The 15,897-nt window shown below is 65.0% G+C and carries 15 protein-coding genes; 7 read left to right on the forward strand and 8 right to left on the reverse strand.

Going from position 1 to position 15,897, the window contains the following annotated elements; translation table 11 throughout:
* Positions 1 to 60: 60 nt before the first annotated feature.
* Positions 61 to 3,303 (forward strand): organic solvent tolerance protein OstA, encoded by a 3,243-nt coding sequence (locus Pla111_RS07600; RefSeq protein ID WP_146572993.1) that lies wholly within the window; start codon positions 61 to 63, stop codon positions 3,301 to 3,303.
* Between the two features lie 69 nt (positions 3,304 to 3,372).
* Positions 3,373 to 3,741, forward strand: coding sequence for a diacylglycerol kinase (locus Pla111_RS07605; protein WP_146572995.1), 369 nt, complete (start codon positions 3,373 to 3,375; stop codon positions 3,739 to 3,741).
* Between the two features lie 34 nt (positions 3,742 to 3,775).
* On the opposite strand, the gene Pla111_RS07610 is transcribed toward Pla111_RS07605, so the two are convergent.
* The 3 genes from Pla111_RS07610 to Pla111_RS07620 form a co-directional block, all read right to left on the reverse strand.
* Positions 3,776 to 4,930 (reverse strand): DNA topoisomerase IV subunit A, encoded by a 1,155-nt coding sequence (locus Pla111_RS07610; RefSeq protein ID WP_146572997.1) that lies wholly within the window; start codon positions 4,928 to 4,930, stop codon positions 3,776 to 3,778.
* Between the two features lie 69 nt (positions 4,931 to 4,999).
* Complete coding sequence (locus Pla111_RS07615; protein ID WP_197524855.1) at positions 5,000 to 5,836, reverse strand: DUF6498-containing protein; 837 nt, start codon at positions 5,834 to 5,836, stop codon at positions 5,000 to 5,002.
* Positions 5,837 to 5,850: 14 nt separating this feature from the next.
* Positions 5,851 to 7,851 (reverse strand): DNA topoisomerase VI subunit B, encoded by a 2,001-nt coding sequence (locus tag Pla111_RS07620; protein ID WP_231930818.1) that lies wholly within the window; start codon positions 7,849 to 7,851, stop codon positions 5,851 to 5,853.
* Between the two features lie 429 nt (positions 7,852 to 8,280).
* Between Pla111_RS07620 and Pla111_RS07625 the strand changes: the two genes are divergently transcribed.
* Together Pla111_RS07625 and Pla111_RS07630 are read left to right on the forward strand one after the other, a co-directional pair.
* Complete coding sequence (locus Pla111_RS07625) at positions 8,281 to 8,736, forward strand: hypothetical protein (RefSeq protein ID WP_146573003.1); 456 nt, start codon at positions 8,281 to 8,283, stop codon at positions 8,734 to 8,736.
* Positions 8,737 to 8,895: 159 nt separating this feature from the next.
* Positions 8,896 to 9,258 (forward strand): hypothetical protein, encoded by a 363-nt coding sequence (locus Pla111_RS07630; RefSeq protein ID WP_146573005.1) that lies wholly within the window; start codon positions 8,896 to 8,898, stop codon positions 9,256 to 9,258.
* A 55-nt stretch (positions 9,259 to 9,313) separates the two neighbouring features.
* Here Pla111_RS07630 and Pla111_RS07635 read toward each other — a convergent pair whose 3' ends face one another.
* From Pla111_RS07635 to Pla111_RS07655, 5 genes are all read right to left on the reverse strand, one after another.
* On the reverse strand, positions 9,314 to 10,774 hold the full coding sequence (locus Pla111_RS07635) for a hypothetical protein (RefSeq protein WP_146573007.1): 1,461 nt from the start codon (positions 10,772 to 10,774) through the stop codon (positions 9,314 to 9,316).
* Positions 10,771 to 11,256: a biopolymer transporter ExbD gene (locus Pla111_RS07640; protein ID WP_146573009.1), complete on the reverse strand. Its 486-nt coding sequence runs from the start codon at positions 11,254 to 11,256 to the stop codon at positions 10,771 to 10,773. The genes Pla111_RS07635 and Pla111_RS07640 overlap by 4 nt, the downstream gene beginning before the upstream one ends.
* 14 nt (positions 11,257 to 11,270) lie before the next feature.
* A complete protein-coding gene (locus Pla111_RS07645) occupies positions 11,271 to 11,696 on the reverse strand; it encodes an ExbD/TolR family protein (protein WP_146573011.1) in 426 nt (141 codons plus the stop codon).
* Positions 11,697 to 11,701: 5 nt separating this feature from the next.
* Positions 11,702 to 12,511, reverse strand: coding sequence for a MotA/TolQ/ExbB proton channel family protein (locus tag Pla111_RS07650; protein WP_146573013.1), 810 nt, complete (start codon positions 12,509 to 12,511; stop codon positions 11,702 to 11,704).
* A 115-nt stretch (positions 12,512 to 12,626) separates the two neighbouring features.
* Entirely contained in the window at positions 12,627 to 13,553 is a 927-nt protein-coding gene (locus tag Pla111_RS07655; protein WP_146573015.1) for a hypothetical protein, read from the reverse strand.
* A gap of 166 nt (positions 13,554 to 13,719) precedes the next feature.
* Here Pla111_RS07655 and def point away from each other — a divergent pair, with 166 nt between their 5' ends.
* From def to Pla111_RS07670, 3 genes are all read left to right on the forward strand, one after another.
* A complete protein-coding gene (gene def / locus Pla111_RS07660; protein WP_146573862.1) occupies positions 13,720 to 14,310 on the forward strand; it encodes a peptide deformylase in 591 nt (196 codons plus the stop codon).
* Between the two features lie 55 nt (positions 14,311 to 14,365).
* Positions 14,366 to 15,298: a methionyl-tRNA formyltransferase gene (gene fmt / locus Pla111_RS07665; protein ID WP_146573017.1), complete on the forward strand. Its 933-nt coding sequence runs from the start codon at positions 14,366 to 14,368 to the stop codon at positions 15,296 to 15,298.
* A 344-nt stretch (positions 15,299 to 15,642) separates the two neighbouring features.
* On the forward strand, positions 15,643 to 15,834 hold the full coding sequence (locus Pla111_RS07670) for a hypothetical protein (RefSeq protein WP_146573019.1): 192 nt from the start codon (positions 15,643 to 15,645) through the stop codon (positions 15,832 to 15,834).
* Positions 15,835 to 15,897: the final 63 nt, after the last annotated feature.

The following is a 15,897-nucleotide window of genomic DNA, read 5'->3' on the forward strand; positions in this document are numbered from 1 at the left end:
CTCTCGGGGAGTCGCCACGGCAAGGAAGCCGTTATCAATTTCACGTCTGCTTCTGCTGACATGCCGCTTCGCAGGCACCCTGCCTCCAGGGGTGCTTGGCGTCGCTGCGTGCTGGGCACGTTGCTCGTCCTGGGCACACTGCTGGTCCTGGGAGCAGCTGTCGCGCGCGGAGAAGTAACCTTCCCTGCGCCCTCGTCGACTGCGCCGATCGAGCTACAAGCCTCACGTGCGGCGTGGTGGTCAGAAGAAAAACAACGTGTGTGGGCGCTCAGCGGCGAGGTTGTCATCACCCAAGGCGAACGGCGTTGGCGTGGTGAGAACGCCATCGTGTGGGTGCAGCCGGCAGCGCATCCTGAGGGACCAACCTTGCTCAAGGTTTATCTCGAGGGAACGGCCACGACCCCCACGCGGATCGAGCTGCTGCCGCGCAACGCGCAAGCGGAATCCAACGCGCTGGCCCGCCAGCAAGCGCCCAATTGGCTGGGCGAACTGAGGAGCACCGGCGGGGTTGAGTGGCGCACGCCCCCGCCCGAAGAACTTGAAACCAAGCCCGGGGTTTATGCTCGCGCGCTGGCGCGCTGCGCGCTGGAACCGACCCCCCTGCGGCTGCCGGCGGTGACGCCGTCGAAAGCCAATCTTGCGCTGTTCGAGGAAGACGGGCCCCTCGGCGTTGACTCGCTTCTCGCCCCCCCCTCCGACCCGCTCGTCGAGCCGGCTCAATTCTTCGCCTCGCCGTTTGAAACAACCGCGGCACCGCCCGAGGCAGCCGGTCTGCCCCAGGGGTTCCGCACGCTGCAGATCTCCCCGCGGCAGGGGGCGGGGCTTCAGGTTGAGACCGAATCGCTGCCCAACGGCGAAACGGCTGCGGTTCTTTCCGGTGGCGTGCTGCTGGTGGTGACCGGCCTGGAGGCCCCGGGCCTGGCACCCGGTATCGCCGGAGCCACGCCAGGAGTCGTCAACCGCATCGAGCTCGAAACCGACCGCGCTGTCGTCTGGACTCGGGGCGGTGGCATCGGGCTAGCGGGCGGACGCGTCGATCAATCGGCCGAAACCCCGCTCGAGGTCTACCTGGAAGGCAACATCGTTGTCCGGCAGGGCGAACGCACAATTTTTGCCGAGCGCATGTACTACGACCTGCGTCGGCAAACGGGCGTGGTGCTCGACGCAGAGCTGCTCACTCCGCTGCCCGAGATCGAGGGTTACCAGTATCGCGGCCTGGTGCGGCTCAAGGCAGACGTGATTCGGCAAGTGGATGACTCGCGCTTCGTGGCGGACAATGCCTTGTTCACCACTAGTCGGCTGGAAGAGCCCTCCTACAGCCTGCGTAGCCAAACGATCTCGTTCGAAGACTACCAGCGCCCGATCACTGATCCGCTCACGGGGCAGATGTCACGTGACCCCTTCACGGGTGCCGAACGCTATGAGCGGCGTCAGCTCGCCGAGAGCAAGGGCAACCGGATCCAGATCGGCGACGTTCCGGTGCTCTACTGGCCAACGATCGCCACCGACCTGCAAGAACCGGTCTTCTACATCGATGACTTCCGGATCCGCAACGATTCGATCTTCGGATTCCAGGTGCTCACAGACCTGGACGTCTACGAGCTGCTCGGATCGCCCAAGCCGGAAGGTGTCGATTGGTCCGTGTCGGTCGACTATCTCAGCCAACGCGGCCTGGGGTACGGAACCATCTATGACTACGACCTGCCGAGCTTTGCCGGAGCGACGGGGCCGGCGTTCGGCCGGACCGACTTGTGGTTCATCGACGAGAACGGCTCCGACAACCTGGGCTTCGGGCGCCGCGACATCCTGCCCGAAAAGAGCTTCCGGGGCCGCGCTTACTGGGATCATCGCCAGACCATTACCGACGGCCTTCTGGCCGGGTGGACGAGTCAAGCCGAGGTCGGCTGGATCAGTGATCGCACGTTCTTGGAACAGTACTACGAGCGCGACTGGGACGAGCGACGCGATCAGGCGACGGGGGTCCGTCTCCGCCGGCGGATCGACAATCAATCCGTGTCGATCGAGGGCAACGCCAAGGTCAACGACTTCTTCACCGAAACGCAGTGGATGCCGCGGCTCGATCACTGGATGGTCGGCCAGGACTTGGGTGCCGAGCTGTTCACCTGGAACGCCCACTCGCAGGTCGGGTACGCGAACCTGAAGCCGGCCAGCACGCCCAGCAACCCGCAGCTCTCCGCACAGTTTGACTTCTTCCCATGGGAGGCGTCGGTCGAGGGCGAGCGAGTGGCCACGCGGCATGAAATCTCGCTGCCGATCGATCTGGATCCCTACGGAGCCCCCGTGAAGGTGGTTCCCTACGCGCTGGGCGAGCTTGCCCACTGGGGTGAAGACATCACCGGCAACGACCTGCAGCGCGCCTATATGCAGATCGGCGTGCGGGCGAGCGCCCCCTTCTGGGCGGTCAACCCCAACGTCAAGGACCCCGTCTTCAACCTCGATGGTCTCGCGCACAAGGTCGTGTTCGACGCCGAAGCGTCCTACGCCGACTCGAACCGCGACTTCACCGAATTGCCGCTCTACGACGAGATCGAAGACAACGCGCTGGAAGAGATCCGCCGCCGGCTGTTCTTTCCTTCGCTGCCGCTGCTCGCCGATCAATCGGACCCGCGCCGCTACCTGCTGCGATCGGGCATTCAGGGTTACGTCAACTCACCCACGGTTGAACTCGCCGACGACCTGACCGTGGGCCGTGTCGGCATGCGGCACCGATTGCAAACCAAGCGCGGTGCCGCCGGCAACCAGCGCGTCGTCGACTGGATCACGCTCGACACCAACGCCAGCTACTTTCCGGAGAGCGAACGTGACAATCTGGGCGAAGACTTCGGGCTGATCGACTACGATCTGTCGTGGCACCTGGGGGATCGGTTTACCGTGCTCTCGGACGGCTTTGTCGATCTGTTCACCGACGGCTTGCACACCTACTCGGCGGGGTTGGCGATCAATCGCCCAACACGCGGCAACGGCTACTTGGGCTACCGCTCGATCCGCGGACCTTTCAACTCAGACCTGGTGATCGGGAACGTTAACTATCGGCTTGGACCGAAGTGGGTCGCTTCGGCGACCGCGGTGGTCGACCTCGGCGAGGTGGGCAACATCGGCCAGTCGTTCTCGCTGAGCCGCATCGGTGAGTCGCTAATCCTCACCGTTGGGGCCAACGTCGACGAGTCGAAGGACAACCTGGGCGTGAGCTTCTTGATCGAGCCCCGCTTCTTGCCTTCGACCAATCTGACCCGTCGCACGGGGATCGACGTCCCGCCAGCCGGAGCGTTTGGACTGGAATAGTTGTCGGCCGGCATCGCTGACGTGACAATTTGTCCAAGCCAATCGGGCGCGGCGCGTTAGAATGGGCGTATGAGCGATCAACCCGCACCGCTGTCGCTCGCAAAGCGTTGGCGCAACAAGTTCGCGTGCGCTTTGCGGGGCATCGTGATAGGCTGCTTTGAAGAAGACAGCTTCGCGATTCACCTGCCAGCGGCGGTGATCGTGCTGGTGTACGGATCCAGCCAGGGGGTTGGCCTGATCCCTTGGCTGTTGTTGGTGCTGTGCGTGACGATCGTGCTCGCGGCCGAGCTGTTCAACTCGGCGATCGAACGGCTAGCCGCGGCGATCACGCACGAAGTAAACCCTCTGGTGCGCGACGCGTTGGACATCGCCAGCGGAGCGGTGCTGGTAGCTGCGCTCGGTGCCGCGGCAGTGGGCGCGCTGATCTTGTTCTCTTGATTGCCTTCGGAGCACCGCCGCGATCGCGTGACGGTCAATCGAGCCAGTCTTTCGCTTCGAGCCGCTCGGGGACGTAGGTCTCGGTGACGTAGCTGATATCCTTGCTGATGAGCGATTCGACTTCCAGCTTGAAGTCGTTTTTGAGCATCCGCTGGATCTCTGCCTGCCAGGGGCGTTTCTTCTCGAACCAGGGATACTTGGCAACCTGCTTCGCGCGTTTGCGGTCGGTGTCGGTCAGCGCGATCTTCACTCCCTCGGAGAGGTCGCAACGATCGTAGTCGATGCTGCGCAGACCCAGGTACTTAGCCTCGGGGATCGCCATCCGCTGCGACTCGAAGGCCAAATTGATCGACCCCTGTTTGATGACGCTATAGATGTAATAACCCCAGGGATCGTTATCCAGCACGCAGTAAAGGGGGAGCTTCAGCTCGTTGTGCAAGCGGTGCAGCATGCGGCGCACCCCTCGCGGCGGCTGGCCGCTGCCATGGGTGAGGATGCAGTTGTGCTTCTCCCAAAAGCGGTCCTCATTAAACCGCTGCCAAACCGTGCCTTTTTCGACGTGCAGAATAAACTGGGCGTCGCACCGCTTGCGATCCAGTACGATTACATCGGGCTCGACGATCGAAGGAATGGCATACCCACCCGAGCCCATCCGGCTGCAGTCGATCGTATCGCCCTTGTCGGTGAACGTGATGGCACCGACCATCGCGCCACGATTCTCTGCGTATAGGTGCAGTTCTTCGCGGATGCTGGTTAGCAGCACCTCGGCGTCTTCGATGATGGTGTCGCACTCGTTCTGATCGTCGAACGTGTTTTCTTTCGAGCCCTCGATCGTGTGCTTGAGCATGTAGAAGAGACCTCGCAAGCTGGTCGTTTTCCCCTCGTCGAGGAGGCGCTTGCAGCCGCTGGCCACCAACATGGTGCGCATGTAGGCCTTGGCCTGCGAAAGATCGAACAGCTGACGGCGATTCTTGCCGTTGCCCATCTCCAAGATCCCCTTCCGCGGCGAATACTTCACGTTGGACAGCGTACGGCTGGGGATATCCACATACGGATCACGCCGCTTGGTGGCGGCATCGACGACACCATCGGCAAGGCTTACAAGCGCCTGCATCGTCTTCTCATCGCGAGGCGAGAGCTTGACGCGCGTCTTCTTGGCAGGGGTAGCAGCGGGTTTCTTCTTGGCCATACGAGGGGGGATCGTGTTGCGGAAGCGTGGAGGGGGGGAAGCGGTGTGAGGGAATCCGGCGATCGAGGGTCAGGCCGTTGTAAGCACGGGGCGCTCGAGCGTCTGATGCTCGTAAACGTGCAGGGCCGCGTCCATGAGCACTTTCCCCGCGACCAGCAATACGAGCATCCAGATCGGCGAGCCGAGCGCCTGGGCGGCGATCCCTCCGAACAGGATCGCCACGTGCAACAACACGATCCGGCCATACGGCCGGAACATGATTGTCATCAGCATGACACGACGATACTCGCCGCCCCAAAGGTAATTTTTGATGAATGACCACAAGTGACTCGCGGCCAGGACGCCAACGGTCAGCAGCAAAGGCCCGTGCAACACGCTACGCGAGCTGCCGAACACCTGGTCCAGGTTGGTTGGCTCACCCCGCTCGGGCCCGCCTAACAGGCTGAAGATGAAGGCCCCGTGGCCCATGCAGAACATGCCGTAGTGGAAGCAAAAAAAAGGGATGAGGAACAGCTTTTCCAGCCAGCCGACGAGGGGCCCGCGCTGCGCGAGCCGTCGGCGCAGGTTGCGGATCTTGTCCGGTGAGGGAGGGCCATTGGATTCCGCGGTGTCGGCGACCGCGACCTCTGAGTCACTAAGCTGCTCAACGTCCGGGTTGCACGTGAGCATCCGCAAGACGTTGATCACGCCGATCGCGACATTCTCGCACCAGTACGTGAAGACAACGTCAAAGGTCTTCCAACCAAAGTATAAGACGCCCACCAGCGGAAGCACGTTCACGGCCACGAGCACCCACAGGGTCGGGCGCACCTGAAAGATTCTGGCGACATGGTGAAGGCTAGTGAGATTCACGCGGCGTGGGGAAACAGGCCTGGTTAGCAACAGCGTCATCAAAACAAGCGGCATAGCGACACCGCGGCTCAAGCCTCAGCGTCTTCTTCGGCCTCTTCCGGAGCCGTCACCACGCGGTTGATCGCCGCCTCGTGGTGCGCGGGATTCACGATCAGCACGTTGTCGCCCAGGTTGAGCTGACTCGGGTCTTCTTCGACTTTCCGGCCCCGGTCGTCCAGCTTGGTGTCGGCCTCGGCGGTCCGCTTGCGGGCGACGTTCAGAAGCTGCTCGTACAGCTCTTTTTCCTCGGCCGCGTTGATAACGCTCACGGCCGAGGCGACCTCTTTCAGGTAGCGCTGGAAGACCTCGCGGCGGTCACTCTGTTGACGAACCTTTAGCCGGCGCCGCAGGTACATGCCCAGCTTGCGTCCGACCGCTTGCAGACCCAAGCGGATCTCTTTCTGGATCTCCGGATAGCTGGCGATTGCCTCTTTGGATTCGCTGGTGAACGGCACCCACACGCTCGCGATGTGCACCATCAGCGAGACGGGACCCTTGGGCATCGAGCCGCGTGACTGGGTCAGGCCGTAGCCCCGCCAATTGGTGCCGATAACCGTCTGGGTCACCGCGCACGCGCTCTGCTGGAACTGCAGCGGCACGCGATTGGCGTAGCGGAGAATGTTCATCTGCTGCCCTTCCGAGACGTTCACGTTCTTCATCGCGGCGAGCAGCTTGTCGCGTTCCTTGGGCTTCAGCCCGCTGGGGGCCTGCCGGGTTTTTAGGCCCGACTCTTTGACGATCTTGTCGGCGGAGTCCCCTCCCAGCCCGTTAAACGTGTGGATGAGAAACTGCCGCACGGTGCGGGTATCGGTCTCGTCCAGCAGGTCGTTCAGCAGATCGCGCGTCACGTTCTGCGTGGGAGCGGTCCCGCCATAGGCCAGCCCTACCTCCACCACAAACGGGTTGCCCCGGTACACCGCTGGCGGGCGTGTGGCGGCGGCATAAAACTCACCCGGCACGACGTGGTGTAGCCCTTTGAGGATCAAATCCTCGCCAATCGGGCAGATGCAGTCGGTCGCCGGCGGCGAAATCTTGGTGGACTGGATCGCCTCGAACAGCTTCTCGACCTGCGGCCGATCCACCTTGTGAACGCTCCCCCGCACGCTGACCTTGGCCGACTCACAAAGCTTCCGGGCGATCGCGGGCGTCACGCGGCTGAACTTGGTGCGGAAGAACTCGGAGACGCTCATCGCCTCGGACTCTTCCATCATCGCCGCCAGCCGTCCAAGCTCGGTGCCGTAGGGGTGCGGCTTGATCTCTTTGGGCTCGGGCGGCAGCGCTTCGGCGCTGCGCGTGTAGTCGTACTGATAGCTCTCGGGGTCCAGGTAGTGCAGCGTGACGTGCGGGTTGGCGATCGCGGTCTGCTCGAGGTACTCGTCCACCGAGCCACGGCCGCGGACGAACTTGGCTTCGAGCTCGATCGTGACACGTGTGCCGTGATCTTGAGGAACCCACTCGATGCCATGCTTCTCGATATAGGCGAGGCCTTTCTCGCCGGCGGGAATGTCTTCTCCGTCTCCCTTGCCGTTGAGAATCTTCGGCTCGTTGCGCTTGGTGTCGATCTGGATCTCGTAGTAGTGGGCCGGCTTCCCCTTAGAGACCTTACTAACGATCTTCACCGGCTTGCCGGTGGTCTGTACGCCGTACATACCCGCGGCCGAGATGCCGATGCCCTGCTGGCCGCGGCTCTGCCGCAAGCGGTGAAACTTCGAGCCGTACAGCAGCTTGCCGAAGATCAGCGGGATCTGTTTCTTGAGGATGCCGGGGCCGTTGTCCTGGATGCCGACCTTGTACTTGCCGGCGGCGGTCGGCTCGATGTGGACCCAGATCTCGGGCAAGATGCCCGCCTCTTCGCACGCATCGAGCGAGTTATCGACCGCCTCTTTAACGGTGGTCAGCAACGCCTTGCGAGGGTTGTCGAACCCCAGCAGGTGGCGGTTCTTGGCGAAGAACTCGCTGACGGAGATCTCTTTCTGGGCGGCCGCCATCTTCGTGGCGTCGCTGCGGCGGGCTGACTTCGTGGCGGGCAACTTCAGAACTCACTTACTCAGACGAACGTGATAGAGCGATGACGACAACAAATCGGTGACGGTTCAGACCGGCCGAGGCCCCTTCCCTAAAATCAAACGATGAATCCCGCGGCAGGCAATCGGGCCGATAACAGGGGTCTCACTCCTTATCACCCGCTGCCTGCTCCCCGCTTCCTTCGGCTTGCCAGGGGTGGGATCAGGCAAGCTGGGGATTCTAGTCGGCCCGGGCCCGCGGTCCCAGGCGACGGCCCTGCCGGCCGGGGCCTGTCGGAGCGGTTGTGCGGGCTGTGCGGGCTGGCACGAAAACCATCGCGACGCGGGTCGCCCGGTCCCGATCTTCCGCCTTAGACCGGTCGGCCGGCCCGCCCCCAAGCGGAGCCACGCCGGACAAGGCTCGCCCGTTTCCTGGAGCAAGGAGGCTCCCCCGCGATGACCAAGACCGCCCGCCGGATCGCTCTCACGATCGTCCCCGTAACGCTCGCCGCGTTCGCTCTGCCCGCCCTGGCTGATGACCACGGCTGGGACGGACGCCGCGTGGTAAGCGAGCAGCGTCCGAACGATCTGTTCTACAACTACTACGTCGGCCCGCAGCCCAGCGGAACGGCTGCCCAGATGTACGTCTCGCCGCTGCCCGTGCCGGCCAATGTCGGTCACACCTACACGACCTATCAGCCGGTGATGCCGCACGAGTACCTGTATCAGCACCACCGCTCGTGGAACACACACCACCCCGGCGCGGGCTGGACCCGTACCAAGGCCCGCTATCACAGCCGCGCTAACGGCCTCCAAGCCGGCATGTGGGGGCTCTACGACAACTCGTTCACGGGATGGCTCCACAACGGCTACTTCAACACCCGTGTGGTGAAGCCCTGGCAACTGTACTGAGCCCGGCTTAGCCCCCACTCCACGCGGAGCTTACGCCTCAACCTCCGCGTCTCGATTCACGCCGGTTTGCTCGCTCCCCCCAGCGAGCTGCGGACCCCCGCTCCGCGCCGGCACTTACAAAGTTGCTCCCCCCCTCACTCGACCTCCGATCGGTAGCGTATGTCCCCCGTACAACGCCTGACGGCTATTGGTGTCGCGCTCGTGGGGCTCTCCCTCGCGACGTCGGCTGAAGCCTGGCACCCCTACACGTGGCCGTCCCAGCGGGCACAGAACTACAACTGGAACGCCAACTACGCGCACGTGCAGTACGGCCAACCGGTGGCGCTGGTAGTTCCGCCGACCGCTACGCTCCAGACCCAATGGGGCTGGGGGGTGGGCAGCAGCCGCATTTCTCGGCTCGATCATCAATTCGGCCGCAACTACCCGGGCCCCGGGCCGCACGGCGGTCCGTTCCAGAACACGCCGGCTTGGCCTCAAGACACGGTGCAGTTCGGGGCCTACCACGTCCGCGGCCCCTGGTGAACGGCACGCACCAGTGCGTACCAAGCCACATGAATCCGCACGGCCGTTGGTGATCTCACCGACGGCCGTCGGCTTGCGCGGCCGTGGAAACGGTCTCGTGCTCCAGCGCGGTCAAAACGGCACGCCAGTCGGCGTCCCCCTCGGCGGCCAAGAGTTGGGTTAATCGCAACAGCTTGCGGGCCTGATCGACCTCTTTCAGATCGATCAGCAAGCGCAGGCGTGCGCGGCGGGCTTCGCGCCACAGGTCGCTCGACCGGGTGCTGCGGCGTTCGAGCGCGGTCCAGGCCTCGAGCGCATCGCGCCGCGAATCCGCATCGGCAGCTTCCACAAGTGCGCGTCGCGCCACCGCGAGCGGTGAGCCCTTTTCCTCGGCCGCTGCCGGAGCGGCACGCGACCGCGCGGAAGCCCGCCACCCGAGCCGTTCGGCCAACGCTTCGACCGCCGCAGCGCGATGGTCCGGTGCGGCCGCGGCAAGCCGCTCCGCAAGCCCACTCAGCGCTCGATCGGCTTCCGCCGGCTCCACGCCGCTTTCGACCAGCAGCGCGTGGGCTTCGCCCGCGCGCCCGACCGCAAGGGTCGCGGTCGCTAAGAGTGGCAGCGCTTCGCGCAACCACGCCTGTTGCGGCGGTGGATCGCTCCGCACCGCAACCGATAGCACCCGGCGGGCGTAGTCCGGCCCGTCGCCATCGCGTGCTAAGTGGCCCCGCCCCAAGACGATCGCAATCTGTCGCTGCAGCGGAGTCCAAGCGTCGGGCCAGCGGCGGCTCGTGCCGAGCACCAGCGGCTGCAACTCTTCCGTCGCTGCGGCAAGCCGTGCGGTGTGCTCTGCCGGAGTGGCCGCCGAAGCTAGAACTTGACCGTGCGCTTGGACTCGCAACGCAACAAGCCAGGGTTCGGCCTGCGCTTGTTCGGCGGATGTCTGATTCAGCAGACGCGCTGCGTCGCGTCGCGCCGCGAGCAGTTCGATCGCCCTCCGCCGCATGCCGGTGGCGCTCGGTGCGGTCGGCCACAGTGTTTGGTGTTCGTCAAGAACCGCCTGATACGCATCGAGCTGAGCAGAGGTCGGTGAGCCGCTCGCGGCGAACGCCGCACCGGTGGCAACGCACGCCGCTTCGTGCGCGGCGGCCGACCGCGGATCGCGCACCGCCGATAGCGCAGCGCGACGAAACCGCTCGGCGGCACCGGCTTGGTCTTTGACCGATCGGGTGATCTCCGCAGCGGCGATCGCGTACTCGAACGCCGCCCCGCTGGCCCCCACGCGAAAGGCCTCGGCCGCTGCCTGATCGAACCCCTCAATGGCTCTGACCTTGTCTCCAGCGCGATAGGCGTTGGCCGCCTGCGTTGCCAGCTGCTGAAACGGACTTGCTGCGTCAGCCGACGTTGTTGCCACGGGGGTGTCGGGGCTGGTCGCAGCGCGGAGCAGATCCTGCTGCAACGACTGTCCGACCGCGGAACCGACCAACAGATGCGGCAGCACGATCATTCTCCAGCCGCCTCGCCGCGCCTGTTTGCTCACCGTGATACGTCTCCCGCCGGGACATCGAGCGCCGCGGCGTCGGCCGCGATCTGCACCGTGCTAAAACCGGCCTTTCGCGCCGCATCGTAGACCGCCACCAAATCGGCTAGCGGCACCGTGGGGCCGGCCTCAATGGTCACTGGCAGATCAGCGCTAATCGCGGCGACTTCGACCAGCAGCCGATCGAGCTGCGCCACGTCGGCCGTGCTGGGACCGTCATTGACCGTCCACACGGTTGCACCGCCAACCACCACCCCCGAGACACTCACGTCATCGAGCACCGGGCTTGGTTCCGCCGACTCGGCGGCTCCCTCGCCCGAGACGGCAGCAACAACGAGCCGCGCGGCAAGTTCGGTTTCGGGTCGCTGAAAGCTGGCCGTGCACAGAAAGAAAACGAGCAGCAGGAAAACCACATCGATCATCGGCGTCATCGCCACGCTCAGCGGGGCGGCATCTCGGCAGCGGCTAGCGGGGGCACGCATGCGGCAAAGTCTCTCTAGGGCTGCGGGGCTGTGGGGAAAACTCCGAAACTAAGGTCCATCACGCCCCCTTCAGCGCAAGCCGCCAGCAGCGGTTCCAGACGCTCGAAACGCAGCGTCCCCTCGCCCCGCAGCCGCACGGGGGGGGCCACTCCCCCTTCGGCCCGAACCGTACGCAGGCGTGCGAGCAGCTCTTCCGCATCGATCGGCGCGCCCGCGAGCAACGCGGGCCCCGCTTCGGGCAGGTTGATGGTCCAGCGTCCGGCGGGCGCGGCGGTGCGCTGGCCTGTGAGGGCCGAGGGCAAGCGCAACTCGAGCAGAGCCTCGCGCCGCGCGAGATGGCTACTCACCAAAAAGAAAATGATGAGCAGAAAGACCACATCGATCAGCGGCGTCAGGTTGGGTGCCACGGGCTCGTGGCGTTTGCGGATCACGCTGCGCATGCGAGCTACGCCTCGCGGGCAGGGGTGGCGGGGGGCTCGGCAAAAACGCTCGGGGCCGACACCGGTCGGACCGTTGCGCGCACCGGTGCTGCTGGCGGGCCCAGCAACGCCTGTTTCAGCGGAGCTGTCGCGCGGGTCGCCTCGGCGACGGTCTCCTCGGCAAGCCGATCCACCCGGTTGCGGAGCACCGCGTACGCCGCCAGCGCAGGGATCGCGACGATCAGTCCGCCGACGGTTGTCACCAGCGCCTGGTAGATGCCCGACGCCAACTCGCCCGCCGAAGCGGCCCCCTCCGTAACGGCCACCTGACGGAATGCCACGATCATGCCGACAACCGTCCCCAACAGGCCCAACATCGGTGCCAGGTTGCCGATCACCGCCAAGTAATCGACCCGGCGATGAAGGCGGGCGGTTTCCGCCTCGGCGGTGTCCTCCATGGCTTTCTCAGCGTCGGTCCATGCGGCGCGGCTCTGGTCCGGCGTGAGCGAACGCCCAGCCAGCTCGGCGATGCCGGCCGAGACCACCGACGAGAGAAAGCTGGGCGTGGCGTGACAGTGCCCCAGGGCGGCCGACAGATCGCCCGTCGCCAGCGTTTTGCGGAGGCGGCCCGCCAATCCCTCGGGGGCGAGCCGCGATGCGCGGAGCGTCATAAGCTGTTCGGCCACCAACGCCACCGTCGCGATCGAGACCAGCAAGAGCAAGCCCACGATCGCCAAGCCGATCGGCCCGGTTGCCGAGACGACCTCCCAGACCGAATCAAGTTCGACGGCTTGTGCGAGCGGCGGGGGAATCAGCGGGGCGATAAAGCGGTCCATCCCCCGATTGTTTGCCGGCAACCCCCTCGCAAGCAATGCCGCCCTCGCCCACGGTCGGGAATCGTCCGGGGCTCAACGAGGTCGTGCCAGCACCGTCTGCAGCCTGCATAAAGGCTTAACGACCTAGTTTCTGCGTATCAACGTACACGTAACCGCCACCGGTCGCTTCGGCGAGCCGCATGAGAAAGTTGGATCGGGCGGTTGGCTTGCCGACGCCAAACTCGATCGTGTTGATGGTCGCCGAGCCCGCCATCTCCTCGATAATCATGAGCTGCCGAGCCGTCATCGGATCGTCCGCATCGGTGAGGAAGAAGACGGCATCGGGCCGTAGTTTCAGCGCTTGTTCGAGCGCCGGCAGACGCAGCGTGTTGCCGTCGGCCGTGATGCCCGAGACAAAGTCCGCGGCACGCTGCTTGTTGGCCTCCGTGCCAAACGCAACACGATTGCGACCGCCGCTCAGGTCAAACGCCGAAACGCTGTGGTTGAAGAATAGAATCTGAAACTTGTGGATGTCGGACAGCGCTTCAAGGCTCGCGACGAGCTGTTGCTTGGCCGCTTTGAGCGGCGTGCCACGCATGCTCATCGAACGGTCGAAAGCGTAGACAAAACGACCGCCGGTCGCCTCCAGTCCGAAGACGCTTACCCGCGTTTGGCCATAAGGCAGCTCCGGTCGCGCTGCGCCGGCGCTCCCGCTGGCGGCCCCGGCTTGCGGCGGTGGGGCCGGAGCCGCGGTCAGTTCGGCCAGCAGATCGGTAATCAGCGGCGAAGCTTCCGCGGGGGGCGTGAGCGCCGCCAGGTCGAGCGGGGGGGCCTCCCTCGGCTCGGCGAGCGTCGGTTCCAGCACCTGGTCGAGCCGCTCCGGTTCGGCTTCGGAACGGCGCAGGACGACGCCGATCTCACGCTCCTGCACTCCGGGCAGCATGCCCTGCTGTCCGCCGCCCCACCACGCCGCGGGCCCCAACAAGGCTGCATGCACCAGCACCGATAACGCCCAAGCCGGGCCCCAGCGGTCGGTCGGTCGGAAAGCAGCGGAGCGGGGCATAACGGAGCGTTAACGCGGTGATGAGCCGAAACAGCCTTCCGGGGAGGGTACCGACCGGGCACCCCGTGAGACAACGCCGCTCGGTTGCGCTATAGTCTTCGTAGCATCTGTGCCTGTCAGACTGGCTATTTCCCCACCGCTCGGCCCCTTGGAAAGCTCCGCTGTCGTGTCGCCGCTCCAGATCATTCAGTACCCGCACCCCACGCTGCGGCACGTTTCTCAGCCGCTCAAGAAGGTAGATCGGCAGGTCCGCGACTGGGCGGCCGAGATGATAGAGCTCATGTACGAACACGAGGGGATCGGTCTGGCGGCCAACCAGGTTGATCTGCCGTACCGGATGTTCGTTATCAACGTCGAGGGGGATCCTGACAAACCCGAGCTGGAGCGGGTCTTTATCAATCCGGTCATCTCGCGCGGCAAAGGGCTCAGCGAGATGAGTGAAGGCTGCCTCAGCCTGCCCGATGTCCGTGGCCCGGTGACCCGCAATACCACGATCCGCGTGCAAGCCTACGACCTCGCGGGGAACGAAATCGACGAGGTCGTCGACGGCATGCTGGCACGGGTCATCCTGCACGAGACCGACCACCTGGACGGCATCCTGTTCACCGACAAAGTCCCGGCCACAACGCGCTCGGAACTGGACCATCTGCTGCACGAGTTTGAGCTGGCCTTTAACAGCCGACTCGAGTCGGGCGAGCTGCCACACCTGGACGCGATGGCGGCCCGGCTAGCCGAGCTTCAAGAGGCGCGCTGCTAGCGTGGTTACATCTGGTGGGGCGGCGTTCCTCCGTCAATCCAACTTCAGAGGCACCATGCGATTGATCGCGATGGGAACCGGGCCCTTTGCCGTGCCGAGCCTGCGCGCCCTGGTCGATAGCCCGCACGAGATGCTAGCGGTCGTGGCGCGGCCACCGCGGGGGCGCAGCCGCGAACCCGCTCCGCCGATGGTCGCCGCCGCCCAGGAACTGGGGCTCGAACTCTGGCGTCCCGAGAGCGCGAACCTGCCCGAGTCGGTCGAGCGGCTCAGGGCCTACGAGGCCGATCTGCTGGTCGTCTGCGACTACGGCGAAATCCTGAAACCCGCCGCCCTTGGCACAACACGGCTTGGGGGAATCAACTTGCACGGATCGCTGCTGCCAAAGTATCGCGGGGCCGCTCCCGTGCAGTGGGCCGTCTTGAACGGTGACGCGCACACCGGCGTGAGCGTCATCCAGATGACCCCGGGGCTCGACGCGGGACCGATTCTCGGCGTCGAGCGCACCCCGATCGATCCGGAGGAAACTTCGGGGCAACTTGAAGAACGCCTCAGCCAGATCGGGGCGGGCCTCACGCTGCGGGTTGTCGATCAACTGGCCGCGGGCACGGCCGTCGGGACCGGACAGGACACGTCGCTGGCAACCAAAGCGCCGCGGCTGCAGAAAACCGATGGCCTCATCGATTGGCACCGGACCGCGGCAGAGCTGCAAAACCACGTGCGGGGCATGAGCCCCTGGCCACGGGCGTTCACCTTCGTGCCGCAAGAAAAAGGGGCTCCGCTGCGGCTGGTGGTCGATCGGGTCGCCCTGGCGGAGGGCACCGGCACGCCGGGCGAAGTGCTCCAGGCGGCCGAGCGGCTTGTTGTCGCCACCGGCACGGGCGCACTGGAACTGCTCATACTGCAGCCCGCCGGCAAACGCGCGATGCGGGCCACCGAATGGCTGCGGGGGAGTCAGCTTGAGCCGGGCGTGCGGCTCGGCGGCGAGTGAGCTGAGTAAGTCGAGCTATCCAAGCCATGGGCCCTCGCTTAGGCCGAATCGCGTCGCACTGTGTCGTGAACGACCTCGGTAGCTAGCAGCCACTGTACAGCCGGGGAAACGGCCGTTGCCGTACCCAATCGCACGCCTGGAGCCGATAGGCCGATCCCCCGGCCCCCTTCCCCCCCCCTCGCTACGCTCTCCGATTCCCCCTGCAGGCGTGGGGCCGCAGCGCCCCCAGGCGTTTCGCTTTGGGGGGCGCTCTCGCCCCGTAGGGTGGCGGCTTGTTACGCTAGGGGGCTTGGATTGGCGGAGGAATCGCCCCCCACCGACGGATCGCCGCGCGGGTAGTCGCTATGGAAACCTGGGAAATCGTTCTGCTCACGCTCGCTTCGCTGGTGGCGATTCGCTCGCTCGCGACGCTCATGCGCAAGCGGCGCGATCAAATCCTGGAATCGGTCCAGAAGCAAGTCAACGAGTATCGCGAAAAGCAGAAGGCGGCCGAGCGGCGAGCTCGTCAGAAGAAGCAGCAAGAAGACGCCGCGTAACCGCGCCACGCGCGACAACGCAATCCGCTTGGCCCCTGTTAGCGCAGGTCGCCCCCGCCATGT

It is taken from the genome of Botrimarina hoheduenensis (genome assembly GCF_007859815.1).
GTDB classification, from domain to species: domain Bacteria; phylum Planctomycetota; class Planctomycetia; order Pirellulales; family Lacipirellulaceae; genus Botrimarina; species Botrimarina hoheduenensis.